Raw genomic sequence first — 16,530 nt, 5'->3', positions numbered from 1 at the left:
GTTCAGGCCCAAGTTATTGGACGGACCTGCTTTGGCTTACCACGCACATTGTTCACAAATGCGCCGGAGCGTGAGCGGGACTTTGTGCACGATGCCGAGGCGCGAGGGCAGGAAGTCACCTTCAAAACAGTACGTACCGTGTGCTCGATCGGGCGCATAGTCAGCGCGCGGGATGTGACCCGGTACAACAAGCAGCGAATTTGCCGGTTCAATTTCAGGAACGGGTGGAAGGACAGGATCCAAAGCTTCAATTGATGGGCGAAGAAGTCTTTGTGACCCGCATCACGACCAGCGGCTTCGATTGCCGGTATATCAGAGGCCATAACGGCGGCGCGACCGAGCTGGAGCCCTGCGTACTGCCGCTGGAAATTGCCTTGCGGTCTGTGAAACCATCGTATGCACTGACCCTCCCGTTGGCTGGTATCGACCCGCGTGAGAAGCCGGACGGAGCATGGGTGTACTTTGAAGTGAATCCGAGCCACGCGTGTTCAGATTACGAAGCCCATACGAGACAGAAATTTCAAAGGCCATTGCCCGATATCTATCAGGTACCTGGCCATTGCTGGGCTGGGACTTTGGTAAGAATCCGAGCAATTTTTCAGGTTCAGCATGAAAAAAGCTCCCGCCCGATGTCTCGGGCGGGAGCAGATTGCCTTCACTGCGATTTCAGCGAGACACGCAGAAAGACCGCCACATGTTCGTGTGTCGACTTCTGTAGCTGAAGAAGTTGTCACTGGGAGCAAAGCTGAGATCAATCGCACGATCCCAGGCCCGGAAGTGCACAGTAAAGCCACACACGTCCGGCAACTCCGTTGGAACGCTCTGGGCTGCTGCAATCGTTGCGTAAGCAGCGCTCAGATCAAAGCCATCCTTGAGTGGCACAAGAATTGAGTTCGGCGGTTGTGTGCCTGTTCCATCGAGATCGGTGCGCGGATCATCAAAATGGGTTTGATCCGCTGCCGTGGTGATTGGATGCGCTCCGGCCACAAAGCCACCAGACCAGTGCAGATCATATTGCCAGAAATGATCGTCATTGATCCGCCCTTTCATGTCCAGAACGACATCTTCACCTTTCCCTTCAACCCTGCACTGATCGCCGAGCGGAGAGGTTTCAGACGCGCGATAGATATCAAACCACATGTCCCCTGTGCCAGACGAGGTTTGCAAAAGATTGTCGGGCAGGCTGATGCGATCGTTATCGATCTGCACGCGCACGGAACCGCTGACATATGTGGGGGTCGGTGCGCCAATTTCCCGCATCACCAGCCGGACGCTCACCAAGGCATCCTGCGCACCCGTGGCCGAGTTCCAGACGGCGAGGCTTGGCGGGTCGCCACAGCCATCGAACCGGCGATAGTCTGCGACCGAGAACCAGCCCAAGGGATCGCTGTCATAAACATCGTTGCGCGATATTGGGCAGGGGGATGCCGGCGTTGGCCTCACCAAGCGCCGCCAGTCTTCGCTGGCAGGATGGACAACGCCCGGATCACCAAAGGTCGGAAAACCGGCACCTTGGTCCACTTCCACACGGTACTCGAAATTTGCCAGATCCGGGCAATTGATCAATTCAGGCATTGAACCCTGAACGCGGATGTTTCTGGCGAACGGCCGTTGCGTGACGCCGCCAAAATTGGCCAGGCCGGTCGTGGGATCAATCATGCCAACTTCGACGCCGCTGATGAAGGTAATCGACGGCGGCGCGCATTGGACAACATCGCCCACGTCGTCATGTAACGCATCAAGTCCCAGATCTCGCGTTGCGGGTTCCAGCGAGTTGAGCAGATCTCCCGCTTTCAACCAGATAGAGGGCCCCGGTTGCAGTACATCACCATCTGTAAATGGCGTTGGCCCAAAGCCCACGATTTCGGTCGACATCAGCTCGACCGGTACATTTTCGATCGGATCCAGCGCAGGTGTGAAGGCATCCAGACCAAAATCAACACCGCGCACCGGGATGCCGGCAGGAAGTGCTGGCAATAAAGTGGCATTCGAGCGAACAATCACTCCGCCACGCGCTGACAGCAGGTCACCATCCAGAAAAACCGGCTTGCCGATTTCCGGCGGCGTCCCTTCAGTCGAGAACCAGATGTCGACATCCAACTCTTTGAGAAAGCCGACAAGCTGTTCAGGACTCTCACGTAACCTTCCACTACGTGCAAGTTCAGCCAGACGTCGCAACCTGCCTTCATCGCCAACAAGCGTCACGGCATCCAAACCCAAGTCAAGCGAGCGGGGGATTTGGAAAAGCGTCAGCAGGGCCGCGTTTGGAATGATCCCACCGTTGGTAAAAAGCAGATCACCTGCCGTGAACTGGTCGCCGTTGACGCTGTCCAGTTCCGTTGAAAACGCGATCAACTCGTGGCGTTCATCAACGGAAGCCACGGCATCCAAGCCCAAGTCCACGCGCGAGATGTCAAACTGTCGGATCAAATCCGCATTGCGTCGGCATATCCGCGCCCCGGCTGAAACGTCCCAGGCCAAAAGGTCGCCATCCGATATGATTGGATTGCCATCCTTGGGTTCAGGGCCGCGTGTGATGAAGTCTTCGGACGTGGAAAACAGCAGACCACGACATGGATCGTCCTGAGCAACGGCAGCATCTGGAAATCCTGTCGCGAGAAGCAAGAGAACCCCAGAGGCTGCTGCCAAAAACGGCCTGGCCCCGGAATTTTGTCGTGAAAAATATCGACGATGTATAAACATACCAATTTCCTCCAATGCACTTTTTTAAGCCTTGGAGGGTAGGTAAATTGGCCGCGTGCCGATTGAGATAAATCAATCAATGGGGGAACGCGTGCAGACAACTATCGTTAAAAGTGTTTTACTGTAAAACTCGCTATCGCCAAAGTTGCCGAGTTACCCGATCCATGCAGATGATACGGCGCGTCGCGTCTGTGCGGCATGCCTTAGCTTTCAGATAGTCAGCCAGATCCCCTGAGATATCCGCTGGTCGTCTTGATGTCGGGTTTCTATGGCTACGGCCAACGCGGATGTGGAGTTGGGCACTGTCGATATGACCTATGTGTCGGTCGGAAAAACAGCCGGTACGTTCCTCCTCTGGCGCGCGATCTGGTTGTTTGCGCGCTAGGCTTTCCTTTGATTGGGCGCGCCCGATACCTAACACATATGGAATTAGGTCTCATATCCAACCGAAACCTTTGCAGTTTTGCCAACTGCCTTGCGAATGGATTGAATCTCTTCAACGGCCTTTGGTTGGCGCGGCACCATTTATTACAATGAAGGCAGCCAAAGCGCCAACTGGGGAAACGCGATCAAGAGAGCAACCAGCAGCAACGAGCAGCCGATGAATGGAAATGCAGACGTATAGATCTGCCGCATGGTTGTGCCCTTTGGGGCCACCCCCTTCATGACGAACAAGAGCAATCCAAAGGGCGGTGTCGTGAAACTGATCTCCAGTGCAAGCAACATGATCAGGCCAAACCAGATCGGATCGAAGCCAAGCGTTTGTGCCAATGGGAAGAAAATCGGCACTGTGAGCAACATCATCGAGATTTGCTCCATGAACATCCCCAAGAGGAGCAAGACCGCGAACATCACCAGAAGCATGACGAGCGGCGCCAGTTCATAGGAGGTTGCCCAATTGACCAGCCCCCGCGAAGCGCCGGAAAACGCCAGGAGTTGGCTGAAAGTAGCCGAGCCGAACACGATGAGATAGGCCATCAACGTCACGCGCAACGCGCCAACGACCGACTTGCGCATTGCCTCCCATGTCAGGCACCGGAAAACAGCGGCCAGTAGCATCACCCCGAGCGCGCCAAATGCCGCAGCCTCGGACGGGGTCACGAACCCCTGGATCATCAATATGATTATCACGACCATCACGCCCACCATCGGCACCACTTCGGTGAGCAACAGACCGATCTTTTGGCCAAATGTCATCGGCTCGACATCATACGCCGGTGCCGCTGTGGGATCGATTTTTGTCTGAAGCCAGATCGTGGCAATATAGAAGCTCGCAAGGATCAGACCGGGAATAACGCCCGCGATGAGCAAAGCGGCCACATCAATTTGGGCGAGCGTCGCCAATAGCACGGCCAAAGCAGAGGGCGGGATGATAATCGCCAAACCGCCCGTGCCCAGTATGGGCCCGATGCTCATGTGAGGTTTGTATCCACGCCGCCCCATCTCTGGCACCATAAGCGAACCCAAAAGCGCGGTGGATCCCATGGAGGAACCAGACAGCGTCGAGAACGCCGTGCCCCCCAGAACGGTGACATAACTCAGGCGACCCGGCAGGCGGCCAAGCAATTTGTCAATGGCGCTGAACATGCGCCCCCCGAGACCTGTATGGAAAAACACCTCTCCCATCAACAAGAACAGCGGGATCGGCACCAACGCGTATTTTGTAAGCGAACCAAGTCCGTTGTTCAAAAGCTGCCCGACTCCACGCTCGCCACCCATGAAAACCCAGGCACCGAGAATGTTGGCCGCAAGAAAGGCCAAGGCCACGGGCATGCCAAGCGCCATAAGAAACATGATGGCGCCAATAAGCAGGGCAAGCGCTTCGAACCATTCCATTATTCGTGAATTCCTGCTTCGCCGGAGTGCATCAGCTCGGTCCCAAAGACGAAACGCGCAAATTCAATGGCCATGAGTCCAAAGCTGATGGGGAACGTGATGGTGAGCAGCCATCGGGGGTAATAATAGGCGCGTGTGTCGACGTCACCCCGCGCGATGTTGGTCAGGAACAGGTCGATCCCTTTCCATGCGAGGATCAGACACACCAGAACGCAGGCAATCGCAACAATGCGGCTCACAATGCGGCGCGCGGCAGCCGGCAAAACCGCGGTGACCAATTCGATGTGCACATGTCCCTTTTCACGCACCAGCCAAGGCGCGCCCAGCATTGTCATATACAAAAGCCCGTATTCCGCGGAGGTGAAGAGCCATGCAAAGGGTTGCAGCCCGGTATTGCGCATCAGCACTGAGACAATCACAGACACCATGAGCCAAACCAGGGTCGCGCCCGCAATGAAAGCCAAAAGATCGACCAGCGCTGTATAAAGCTTGGAAATCACTGGCCTTGATCTTTCATTCAGGTTGTAGGAAGTGGGCCGATCCAGGGACCGTCCCACACGTTACTTACTTCGCAGCATCAAGATCGTAGAACAGCTCAAGCAGACGGTCATAATTTCCGGTGCCACCGGGCTGCTCCGCCATGACGGTCTCCATCCGCTCCCAGGTTTTTTCGCGTGCCGCAGCAAGGTATTTCGCCTTGGCGTCGCCTTCGAGGGAGACAACCTTCATGCCAGCGGCGTCCAGCGCGGCAAAATCTTCGTCACGCTTGGCGCGCAAGGCTTCAACACTGTCTTTTTCGTGTTGAATGGCCACGTCCTGAACGATCGTTCTTGCCTCTTCAGACAGTGAATTCCATTTATCGTTATTGACGATCACACCAAGGTCTGTGGAAAAGAAGCACGGTTCGATCCGGTAGTTCAGAAACTCATTCCACTTCAGGTCAATCAAGCCAATCTGTGTCCAACCCGTAGCGTCTACGACGCCGCGCTGCAGGGCTGAATATACCTCGCCGGTTGGCAGATCAATCACTTGGGCGTTCAGATAATTGGTGAAGAACGCATTATAGACGTTGTTGCCGCGCAACTTGAGCCCCTCGACCTCCAGATTTCCGTCCGCGTCAAAGGATGGCTCATCGCGCGTCCACAGGTTGTAGCAAACGCCGCTGTCAAACCAACCGAGATACTTGAGACCCATCTTCTCTTGGTGGATCTGGTCGATCAACTCGATGCCGCCGTTCATGCGTGTTTCCACAGCCGTCAGGTTCGACGCCACCATCGCGTCCTTCTCGGGCAATGCGCCACCGTAAAAGGAGCCCGGCGTATAGACCATGTCGACGATCCCGTCGCGTACGGCGTCGGGCTGCTGGAACATGCCAATCGCCTCAGGGCCACCACGTACGTCAATCTGCACTATTCCTTCGCCCGCAGCGTTCACTTTGTCCACAAACGACAAAAAGCTCTGGGTATAGATCAGGCTTTCAGGAAATGCGTGCACCGCAGAAATTGTCTCTTCCGCTTGCGCAATGCTCGCTGCAAATGTCGAACTGGCCAGAATGCCGCCCCACAGTGTCATCTTCATTTGAAGTCTCCCATTTGGTGTGAGCGAAAGTGTTCTCATCGCCCTTTTGTTTTGACATCTCCCGGATGTCGTTATGTGCAGCGAATGCCGCGCGTTTCAATCCAGCGTTGCGGGCAAGGCCCAGGGTGCCGCTCGATGGTGGTGATCTTTAAATTGCTTGATTTCTTGTGCGTGCTGTTGCGTTAGGTCGATATCGTCCCAGCCGTTGACCAGTTTGGTACGCCAGTTTTGCTCGAGAGCGAATGAAACGGTCTTTTGGTCAAACGTCGCACGGCAGGTGTCTAAATCGATCCTGACTACGCAGGTCCCGGTACTGGTGTGCTTGAGCAGTGCGTCGCAGTTTGCTCTTTCAACGCACGCTGGCAGAAGCCCGTTGTTCACAGCATTACTCGCAAATATATCGCCAAAACTGGGCGCGAAGACTGCCTTGAAACCTGCATCGACCAGCGCGTAGACGGCGGCTTCCCGCGAGGATCCGCTGCCGAAGTTTGCACCGGCAACCAGTACACTCGCTTGCCTGTTCGTGTTCAGAGGGAAGGCCGGGTCAAGAATACCATGCTCATCGCGCCGCATGTCGTGTAACAGAAACTCGCCATAACCTTCGCTGCGCAGCGCGGACATGAACCGCGCAGGGATCAACTGATCTGTATCGATGTTGTCAATTGGCAGGGCCAACGCCACCCCTTCATGCGAGCGCCACCCCGCCATTACGCTACCCGCCCCTGCAACAGCGGCCGCACATCGCAAATCTCGCCCGTTATGGCGGCCGCGGCCACCATAGCAGGCGACATCAAATGCGTGCGTGCGCCAGGCCCCTGGCGACCTCGGAAGTTGCGGTTTGTGGACGAGGCGCAGCGTTTGCCTCGCGCCACCAGATCGCCATTCATGCCTACACACATCGAACAACCAGACGCAGCCCATTCCAGTCCTGCATCGGTGAACACCTGATCCAGCCCCTCTTGCTCGGCCTGAACTTTGACCAGTTGCGAGCCAGGCGAGACAAGCCCCGGCACTTTGGCGCGGCGGCCCGCCATCACGGCAGCAGCGGCGCGCAAATCCTCGATACGGCCATTGGTGCAGGACCCGATAAAGACCTCATCGACCGGCGTTCCAGCCAAGCTGCGACCAGCCGTCAACCCCATATAGTCCAGCGCGGCGGCAGTGGCATCTGCCTTGCTATCATCCAGTGCGGACGGATGCGGGAGGGCTGCATCGATAGGTAAAGCTTGCTCGGGGCTGGTGCCCCAAGTCACCGTCGGTGCGATATCGGCGGCATCTATCCGTACATCATTGTCAAACGCGGCCTCGTCGTCTGACGTCAAAGCGCCCCAGGCTTGCTCTGCCGCCGTCCAGTCATTGCCTTGCGGCGCATAAGGGCGTCCCTTGACATAGGCCGCTGTGATGTCATCTGGCGCGATCAATCCGAACCGCGCGCCACCTTCAATTGACAGGTTGCACAGCGTCATGCGACCTTCCATCGACAGCGCGCGAATGGTGCTGCCCGCGTATTCCAGCGCGTGTCCCTGCGCACCGCCCGTGCCCAAACGCGCAATCCAGTTCAGCGCGATGTCCTTTGCCGTTACGCCCGCACCAAGTGTACCCTCCACACTGATCCGCATCGCCTTGGGCTTTTTCTGCCAAACGGTTTGCGTGGCCAGCACATGCGCCACTTCCGTCGCACCGATCCCAAAAGCCAAGGCTCCGAACGCGCCATGGGTCGAGGTGTGACTGTCACCACAATTGATCAAAAGCCCCGGCAAGGTAAGGCCTTGTTCTGGCCCGACCACATGGACAATACCCTGCGCCGGGTTCTCCAGATCAAACAGCCTCAGCCCGTGATCGCAAGCATTTCGGCGCAGCGTGTCGATCATGCGTTTGATCTGCGGGTCTACAATATGCGCGCGCATGCGCGTAGGCGCATAATGGTCAACCATGGCAAAGGTTTGCCCAGGCTCTGCAACGGTCATGCCCCGCGCTGCCAGCTTGGCAAAGGCATGGTGCGAGCCTTCGTGCACAAGGTGACGGTCCACCCACAAAAGAGACACGCCGTCAGCGCGCCGCAAAACTTCATGCGCGCGCCAAAGCTTATCCAAAAGGGTCTGCGGCGACCTCATATCTGCTCTTCTTGCTCGGCCTGACCAATCGCAGGTTCCCAGTGCCGTCCGACGCCGTCGCCCACGCGGGCAAGCGGCATTTCAAGGCTGAACATATCGGGTCGGTAGAGGCCGGACAGAAATTCGACGCCATTCCCGTCCACATCCCGCACCACGCGTTTCAGGGACAGCAACGCTGAACCCACAGCCACTTCAAGTGCTTCGGCAACTTCTGGACCGGCAAGCGTGGCAGACACCGATTGATGCGCCTCTTTGATTTGCACACCGCCACGCTCAAGGAGCTTGAACAAAGGCGTCGTCGCCAGATCGTTTTCGGAATAGTTCTTGGCAATGGCACTTGGGACATAGGTCGTAAGGTGCGAAAACGGCGCGCCGTCGCTCAGGCGCACGCGGGTCGCGATCTGTACCTTTTCGGACGACGTCAATCCCATCGCTTGGCCGACATAATCTGGGGGCTGACCGTAGAAAAAGGACAAGAGACGCGCCGTTGTCGATTGGCCCATTTCCACCAGCTGCGGCATCAGCGTATTGAAACTCATCGCCGCGCGTTTGCCCATCAGCACCTTGGAGCGCACGGTTGTCCCACTGCCTGCTCGCTTTTCGATGAGACCCGTTTCACTGAGTGCATCCAACGCGCGGCGCACTGTAACACGAGAGACGCCATAAGTTTCCGCCAGCCGTTTTTCGCCCGGCAAAGTCTCACCATCACAAATCCGCCCGTCAGAAATCTGATCGTGCAGCGACAGGAAAACACGCCTGGCCTTGGCCCCTTCAGGCAAAGCGATTGACCCGACGATTTCCACAAACACCCTCCCCAAAAAGCTGCGCTCACATCCTTCACGCTATAAAAGAGCTAAGATCGTGAATTTTTGCAAGCAAAATTTGACTTAACAAAAATACATTAAATGTATTATCAGTAATACAGATATGCGCGGGAGGACTGCATGCCGATTGTCGAACTACATGTTCTGGAAGGCTATGACGCAGAGGCGAAACAGCGTCTTGGCAATGCTCTGACTGACGCTGTGCGATTCGTCGTACCCGCTGCACCAGAATTGGTAACGATCCTGATCCATGACATCGCGCGCGAGAATTATCACCGCGGCCGTACCCCGCGAACGCCCGCGCCCGCCAAGGCTGACCCATCTGAGACAGTGCGATCTTTTCTGTCGGCGATGGAAGCCCGCGACGTCGAGTATGCACAATCTTTCCTGTCCCCAGATTTTCAAATGCAGTTTCCTGGCACAGGCCCGATGTCTGCTCTGCAAGAGTTGATGTCCTGGGCCAGTGCACGCTACCGGTTTGTCACCAAGACCTATGAGGGCTTTGACGCCATGCAGAGTGCTGGGGATGCCGCAATCGTATACTGCCGGGGCACGCTTTCCGGTGAATGGCCCGATGGCACCAAGTTCACGGGAATTCGCTTCATCGACCGTTTCGAGGTCGTGGGTAGCATGCTCACCAAACAGGATGTCTGGAACGACATCGCTGAAACGAAAGCTGGTTTATGACAGATATTGACCCAATCACCTTGTCCGTTCTGGCAGGCAGGATGGAGCAGATCGCCGATGAAATGGACGCCACGCTGTTTCGTGCGGCCTTCAATCCAATCATCGCCGAAGCGCATGATGCCAGCCATGGCCTGTATCATGGCGCTTCAGGCGATACGCTTGTGCAAGGCAAATCCGGTCTTCCGATTTTTGTCGGTGTAATGTCATTTGCCGTGCAAGCCGTGATTGAAAAGGCGGCCAGTGACGGCGACTTGAAAGATGGCGACATCTATATTTTCAATGACGCGCATATCGGCGGAACGCACCTGAGTGATATGCGGCTGGTTCGGCCCTATTTCCGCGACGGCGAATTGTTTTGCTATCTCGCGTCGGTCGGACATTGGCATGATGTCGGTGGCGCGGTGCCGGGCAATTACAATCCTGCTGCCACAGATGTTTTTCAGGAAGCCTTCGTTTTACCACCGGTCAAATTGGCACGCGCGGGGGAAATCAACCAGGACATCATCGACATTCTGTTGCGCAATACGCGGCTGCCGCAATCGGCGATGGGGGATTTGAATGGCCAGCTCAACGCGCTTGATCTTGGGATCAGACGGATGGACGAACTACTGGATGAATATAGCACCCAGACCGTTACAAGCGCATTGGACGCGCTTGGCAACCGTGCTGAAACACTTATGCGCTCGGAGCTGCAAGAGCTGCCGGATGGTCGTTGGGAGGCCGAGGATTTCCTCGATAATGACGGCATAACGGACGAACCGCTTTCAATCAAAGTGGCTCTAGAGATTAAAAACGACCGTATGACCTTGGATTTCACAGGTTCGGCGGATCAATGCGCGGGCCCTGTAAACATCGCACTGCCGACAACTGTTGCGACGGCCTACGTGGCGATCAAACATATCTTCCCCGTGTTGCCCGCCAATGCTGGTGTGATGCGCCCCATCGATGTTGTCGTACCCGAAGGCTCGCTGTTGTCCGCCGAATTTCCAGCCCCGACAGGGGGGTATACCGAAACCATCTTGCGGATGATCGACGTGGTGTTTTCCGCCTTTGCCAAGGCCGCCCCGACACGTGTCGTTGCCAATGCCTATGGCACGATCAACGCGCTGTCGATTGCAGGAAAACGCAGCAACGGACAGCCTTGGGTCATGTTCAGTTTTTACGGGGGCGGGCACGGGGGCTCTATTGAAACGGATGGTTTGAACCACGGAAACGCGCCCATCTCAACTGCGACAATCCCCCCGATGGAAATCCTCGAGGCGGCGTATCCGGTGATGTTTCGCACATGGGCCCTGCGCCCTGACAGCGCAGGCGCCGGGACACATCGAGGAGGCACGGGCGCGATCTACGAGATTGAAGTACTTGAGGAAAACGGTGCCGAAGCATTTCTTTTTGGCGAACGTGGACGCTTTGCGCCAAAGGGTATCGCGGACGGATCTGATGCGGCATTGAATGTATTCTCCTATGAGCAGGATGAGGGATGGTTGCGTCCTCCCCTCGCCTCCAAGATGCGCGGAATCAAATTGCGACAAGGTCAAGCCGTACGCCTCGAAACCCCTGGCGGTGGAGGGTATGGCGCTGCCCGGGATCGGGCGCCCGCGGATGTGGCTCGCGACGTTGCGCGCGGGCTGGTGAGCGCTGTGAAGGCCGACGAAACCTATGGCCCGTTATGGCGGGAGGCCGCGCAATGAGCAAACTCATGATCGGCGTGGATGTCGGTGGCACGTTCACAGACGTTTTTGTTCTGAATGAAACCGAAGGCACCGCAAGAGTTGCCAAGGTGCCAACCACGCGGCCAGATCAAGCCGCCGGATTTCTGGATGGCATCAGGCGAGAAATTGATGATTTGTCTGAGATTGCTGTTGTGGTGCACGGCACCACGGCTGGGACAAACGCCTTGCTTGAACGCAAAGGCGCGAAGACCGGGGTGATCTGCACCGAAGGGTTGCGCGATGTACTTGAAATGCGGCGGCGTGATCGACCGCGCACCTGGGGCTTGCGGGGGGATTTTGAACCCATTGCGGACAGGCGCAACCGCCTCGAAGTGCCCGAACGAACACTGGCGGATGGCACCATACGCACAATGGTAGATTTGGACGCTGTAAGCGCGGCGGCGCAGCAGCTGAAGGACGATGATTGTGCTGCTGTAGCAGTCCTGTTTGCCAACGCTTATGCCAATTCTGAGAACGAAGCCGCCGCTGTTGCGGCTGTGCGCGCGGTCTGGCCGAATGACCATGTCTCTGCCAGCCACGAAATATTACCAGAAATCCGCGAATTTGAGCGGTTCTCGACAACCGCGCTCAATGCCTATCTGCAACCGGAAGTCTCCGGCTATCTGGGCCGGTTGGAAACAGCCCTGCGCGACGGCGGATTTGACGGTGAATTCATGATCGTTCAGTCAAACGGTGGCGTGATGGCCGTGGAAACCGCTTGCCGCCTTCCCGTGCGTACTGCGCTGTCCGGCCCGGCGGCGGGCGTGATTGCTGCGGGCTACATTGCGGGATCTGCCGGATTTGAGAACGTGATCACGGGTGACATGGGAGGGACAAGTTTTGATGTCTCGTTGATTTCCCAAGGTCGGTCGATGCTGTCACCGCAGACTTCCGTCGACTTTGGCATGGTCGTGCGGACCCCGATGATCGAGATTACGACGATCGGTGCTGGCGGCGGCTCTATCGCATGGGTCGACAAGGGCGGATTGCTAAACATCGGACCTGAAAGTGCCGGGTCCGACCCGGGTCCTGTGGCTTACGGGTTGGGCAATGATCGACCCACCGTGACAGACGCGAATGTGGTCCTGGGGCGCATCGACCCGGACAACCCAATCGGCGGCAAGCTGGATCGACTGGACGTCAAGGCGGCGGCAAAAGCCATCGACACGCACGTCGCCCAGTCGCTGAATCTGACAACTCTCGAGGCCGCAGAGGCCATTCTGACTGTTGCCAACAGCCGAATGGCGGGCGCGATCCGGCTTGTGGGAATTGAGCGGGGATTTGACCCCAAACGCTTCGCCTTCATGCCGTTTGGGGGCGGTGGTGCACTGCATGCTGGTGCGATGCTGGCCGAGACAGGCATCGCGCGCGCGATTGTGCCGCGCTATCCCGGTGTGACCTCGGCCATGGGCTGTGTGATCGCAGATATGCGGCAGGATTTCGTGCAAACGATCAACACGCTTGTCAGCACATTGGATGAAACGGCTCTGGCGGCAATCATGCAGTCGCACGCGGACCAGGGGATGGCTCTACTTGATGCCTCGCGCACCATCTTCGATGCGCGAGAATTACGCTTTGAGCTGGACATGGCCTATGTCGGTCAGACCCACACCGTGTCTGTCCCCGTTGATGTGACAGTGACAGACGGCGCGGTACAGGCCTTGACAAAGGCAGAGATCGAGACCGCCTTTGATGCAGCTTATGGTGCCACATTCGGTCGGCTTCTGAAGAATGGCGTGCAGCGGATATTGAATCTGCGCAGCGCGGTCACGGGGAAACGCACGAAGTTTAACCTGGCCACCCTTGCTCCGGCCAATACGGGCGCCGTTGACCCCATTTCAACGCGTCCTGTTCATTTTGGCACCGCGTGGCACGACACGGAAATTTATGACCGGTTGTCTTTGCCCGTCGGTACCGTCATCAAAGGCCCCGCGATACTGTCCCAGCCGGACACGACAGTTTTGATTGAACCTGCGTTACAGGGGCGTGTGGATAGTTTTGGCAACACCATCATTGAACCTGTGACGGCCTCACCAGAGAAGGCTCCCGCATGAGTAGTCCAACAACATGGGATCTGGGTCGAACGGCTTTGCTGACCATCGACCTGCAGAACGACTTTATCCATCCGGAGGGCGCTTACGGACGTGCGGGACAATCCGCAGATGCCATTGCGGACTTGCCCGAGCGTATTGCACCCTTGGTGGCCGCGCTGCGCGCACAAGGTGGGCACTACATTTCTGCGCAATTCACGTTAGTACCGGACCGCGATGGCGCGCCTCTGATTGCACAGCACCTGAAAGAGCTGCGCCCGTTTTTGGCCAAAGGCGACTTTGCGCCTGGTTCATTCGGACACTCGGTCGTGCATACCCTGCACCCGGCTGATCTTGTCATCGAGAAAGTCGCCTATTCCGCCTTCTACCAAACCCGGCTCGAATACATCATGCGCGCCGTCGGCGTGGATCATTTGATCGTCGGCGGCATCGTCACGAACGGCGGCGTGGCATCGACGCTACGGGATGCACATTTACGCAACATCGAAACGGTGATGCTGAGCGATGGCTGTGCCGCTTTCCGACAAGAGGTGCATGATGCAACGCTGTTGTCCCTGGGTACGGTGACACATCAAATGACCTGTGCGGACGCACGCGCCTGGCTGGAGGGCGCGGCATGAGCCTGAAAACCCGACTTCAAAGCAAAAACATCCTTGTTGCCCCCGGCGTCTATGACGGCATTACGGCCGCGCTGGCCACGGATGCAGGGTTTGAAGCGCTGTATCTCAGCGGCGCAGCAGTGGCCTACACGCGACTGGGTCGTCCAGACATCGGGCTTAGCACCGCAAGCGAGATGGCCGATACGATGGCGTTGATCGCGGACCGCACGCAGCTGCCGGTGATCATTGATGCAGACACGGGATTTGGCAACGCGCTGAACGCGCAACGCACCATGCGGGTTTACGAGCGCGCGGGCGCTTCTGCGCTGCAACTTGAGGACCAGACATACCCGAAGCGCTGCGGCCATCTTGCAGACAAGTCGCTGATCCCCGCGTCCGAAATGAGCGGAAAAATTAGGGCCATGGCCGATGCCCGTGCGAGCGAAGAGACGCTTATCATCGCGCGGACGGATGCTATCGCGGTTGAAGGATTCTCGGCGGCGCTCGACAGGGCAGAAGCCTATTTGGAAGCCGGTGCAGATGTGCTCTTTGTTGAGGCGCCTCAAACACGTGACCAACTGGGCAAGATTGCGCACCAGTTTACCGGTCGCGTGCCGCTCTTGGCCAATATGGTCGAAGGCGGTGCCACCCCAATCACTGGCGCTGCGGATCTCGAGCACCAAGGCTATTCGATTGCAATTTTTCCCGGCGGCATTGTGCGTGCCTTGGCCCGGACTGCGCAGGATTACTACCAAAGCCTGCTCGCAAACGGCAGCAACAAGCCGTTCACTGATCGCATGTTTGATTTTGAAGGTTTGAACGCGGTGATCGGCACTACGGAACAGTTGGAAGCAGGTGCGCATTATGACGCCAAAGACTGAGGTCCTGCCACCGCCAGACGCCTTTGACATCTCCTGTGAAACACTGATCATTGGAGCTGGCGCGTGCGGGTTGGTCGCGGCTCTTTCGGCCCATGAGGCGGGACAACAGGTCCTGGTGATCGAAGCGGATGCCGTGCCCGGCGGCTCGACCGCGCTGTCGGCTGGTCTGATCCCGGCGGCGGGCACAAAAATCCAAGCCGCAGCGGGCATCGATGACAACCCAACTCTTTTTGCCCGCGATATCCAGGCCAAAGCCAAAGGTGAGAATGACCCGTATCTTGTGGATTTGATGGCTGCGAACGCCGCAGATGCGATTGATTGGCTCGCAGACTCCCATGGACTGCCGTTCTCGGTCGTGACTGACTTCCTCTATCCTGGCCACTCGCGTTGCCGGATGCATGGTCTTCCAACGCGATCAGGTGCGGAGCTGATTGATGCCCTGCGCAGTCGGTGTGAGGCGCTGCAGATCGACGTCATTTGTGAGAGTCGCGCGCACATCCTTTTTTACGAAAACAGCAACATCAATGGCATTGCCGTGGCCCGGGCAGATGGCAGACAAGAAACCATAGGGTGCGACCGTTTGATCCTTGCCTGCAACGGCTTTGGTGGCAACCGCGATCTGGTTGGCCGGTACATGCCCGAAATCCAGGACGGGGTTTGGTTCGGCCACGATGGCAACCGCGGCGAGGCGATCCTGTGGGCTGATGAAATCGGAGCGCAGACCCATCACCTTGGCGCGTACCAAGGACATGGAAACGTCGCGCATCCACATGGAATACTGATTACATGGGCGGTCATCACGGAGGGCGGATTTCAAGTTAATCGCGACGGGTACCGTTTCTGGAACGAGATGCAAGGCTATTCCGAGGCGGCGCGCGCCGTGCTTTCCCAACCCGGCGGCGAAGCTTTCACCATCTTCGACAGCCGCATTGCAGCCATCGCGAGACAATTCGAAGATTTCAAACGCGCAGAGGTCGCCGGAGCAGTAAAGACCAGCGAAACGATCCAAGGCCTCGCAGAGGTATTTGGTCTCCCCATAGATCGTTTGGATGAGACCGTTTCTGCTCTTCCCCTCGGAGGGACGGACCATTTCGGTCGCACGTTCAGCGAAACACCTTTGGCCGCACCATTTTTTGGCGTGCGGGTAACAGGGGCTCTTTTTCACACGCAAGGCGGATTGCGGGTGAACGTGAAGGGGCAGGTTCTGCGCATCGACGGCTCAGGTTTCGACACGCTTTACGCAGGAGGAGGTGCAGCTTGCGGCGTTTCGGGCAGCGGTGACAGTGGCTATTTGTCAGGCAATGGCTTGTTGAGCGCGATTGTGCTCGGGCGATGTGCTGGCAAAGCAACATCAAGCGACGGTTAGCCAATAGCGACTAGGGCCGTTTAAAATTGCGATGGTAACTTTTCAACGAGGGCTCATCTGTTCAGTCCGGCTTCTTCATCTGCCCGGTTCCAGCAAACGAAATTACTCCGATTGGGTGTCGGCGTAAAACGGAGATATCCAATATTTCCAAAAGGCTAACAACTACATTGACAGTCAAG

13 protein-coding genes are annotated in these 16,530 nt (G+C 57.1%); 6 read left to right on the top strand and 7 right to left on the bottom strand.

Annotation, left to right across the window (positions count from 1 at the left end):
* Nucleotides 1–666 precede the first annotated feature (666 nt).
* The 7 genes from R8G34_15835 to R8G34_15805 all read right to left on the bottom strand — a co-directional run bounded on the left by R8G34_15835 (nt 667) and on the right by R8G34_15805 (nt 9,034).
* Nucleotides 667–2,625 carry a hypothetical protein gene (locus R8G34_15835; GenBank protein ID MDW3224326.1) on the bottom strand — a complete coding sequence of 653 codons (1,959 nt, stop codon included), beginning with the start codon at nt 2,623–2,625 and terminating at the stop codon, nt 667–669.
* A gap of 606 nt (nt 2,626–3,231) precedes the next feature.
* The gene (locus R8G34_15830; GenBank protein ID MDW3224325.1) at nt 3,232–4,539 is read right to left on the bottom strand and encodes a TRAP transporter large permease; all 1,308 of its coding nucleotides are present in this window, start codon (nt 4,537–4,539) and stop codon (nt 3,232–3,234) included.
* Complete coding sequence (locus R8G34_15825; protein ID MDW3224324.1) at nt 4,539–4,967, bottom strand: TRAP transporter small permease; 429 nt, start codon at nt 4,965–4,967, stop codon at nt 4,539–4,541. The genes R8G34_15830 and R8G34_15825 overlap by 1 nt, the downstream gene beginning before the upstream one ends.
* 136 nt (nt 4,968–5,103) lie before the next feature.
* Nucleotides 5,104–6,117, bottom strand: coding sequence for a TRAP transporter substrate-binding protein DctP (gene dctP, locus R8G34_15820; GenBank protein ID MDW3224323.1), 1,014 nt, complete (start codon nt 6,115–6,117; stop codon nt 5,104–5,106).
* A gap of 96 nt (nt 6,118–6,213) precedes the next feature.
* The gene (gene leuD, locus R8G34_15815) at nt 6,214–6,825 is read right to left on the bottom strand and encodes a 3-isopropylmalate dehydratase small subunit (protein ID MDW3224322.1); all 612 of its coding nucleotides are present in this window, start codon (nt 6,823–6,825) and stop codon (nt 6,214–6,216) included.
* Entirely contained in the window at nt 6,825–8,231 is a 1,407-nt protein-coding gene (gene leuC / locus R8G34_15810; protein ID MDW3224321.1) for a 3-isopropylmalate dehydratase large subunit, read from the bottom strand. The genes leuD and leuC overlap by 1 nt, the downstream gene beginning before the upstream one ends.
* Complete coding sequence (locus tag R8G34_15805) at nt 8,228–9,034, bottom strand: GntR family transcriptional regulator (GenBank protein ID MDW3224320.1); 807 nt, start codon at nt 9,032–9,034, stop codon at nt 8,228–8,230. Before R8G34_15805 ends, leuC begins: the two co-directional genes overlap by 4 nt.
* A 141-nt stretch (nt 9,035–9,175) precedes the next feature.
* Here R8G34_15805 and R8G34_15800 point away from each other — a divergent pair, with 141 nt between their 5' ends.
* Genes R8G34_15800 through R8G34_15775 form a run of 6 tightly spaced genes read left to right on the top strand, consistent with a single transcriptional unit; the run spans nt 9,176 to nt 16,351 of the window.
* On the top strand, nt 9,176–9,742 hold the full coding sequence (locus R8G34_15800) for a nuclear transport factor 2 family protein (protein MDW3224319.1): 567 nt from the start codon (nt 9,176–9,178) through the stop codon (nt 9,740–9,742).
* Complete coding sequence (locus R8G34_15795; protein MDW3224318.1) at nt 9,739–11,433, top strand: hydantoinase B/oxoprolinase family protein; 1,695 nt, start codon at nt 9,739–9,741, stop codon at nt 11,431–11,433. Before R8G34_15800 ends, R8G34_15795 begins: the two co-directional genes overlap by 4 nt.
* A complete protein-coding gene (locus tag R8G34_15790) occupies nt 11,430–13,508 on the top strand; it encodes a hydantoinase/oxoprolinase family protein (protein MDW3224317.1) in 2,079 nt (692 codons plus the stop codon). Before R8G34_15795 ends, R8G34_15790 begins: the two co-directional genes overlap by 4 nt.
* Nucleotides 13,505–14,125 carry an isochorismatase family cysteine hydrolase gene (locus tag R8G34_15785; protein ID MDW3224316.1) on the top strand — a complete coding sequence of 207 codons (621 nt, stop codon included), beginning with the start codon at nt 13,505–13,507 and terminating at the stop codon, nt 14,123–14,125. Before R8G34_15790 ends, R8G34_15785 begins: the two co-directional genes overlap by 4 nt.
* Entirely contained in the window at nt 14,122–14,985 is an 864-nt protein-coding gene (locus tag R8G34_15780) for an isocitrate lyase/phosphoenolpyruvate mutase family protein (protein ID MDW3224315.1), read from the top strand. The genes R8G34_15785 and R8G34_15780 overlap by 4 nt, the downstream gene beginning before the upstream one ends.
* Nucleotides 14,969–16,351, top strand: coding sequence for an FAD-dependent oxidoreductase (locus R8G34_15775; GenBank protein ID MDW3224314.1), 1,383 nt, complete (start codon nt 14,969–14,971; stop codon nt 16,349–16,351). Before R8G34_15780 ends, R8G34_15775 begins: the two co-directional genes overlap by 17 nt.
* The last annotated feature ends 179 nt before the right edge of the window (nt 16,352–16,530 follow it).

Source organism: Paracoccaceae bacterium, assembly GCA_033344815.1.
Classification (GTDB): Bacteria; Pseudomonadota; Alphaproteobacteria; order Rhodobacterales; family Rhodobacteraceae; genus Roseobacter.
Note: the sequence above shows the minus strand (reverse complement) of the source record. Positions and strands in the feature narration are given on the sequence as shown.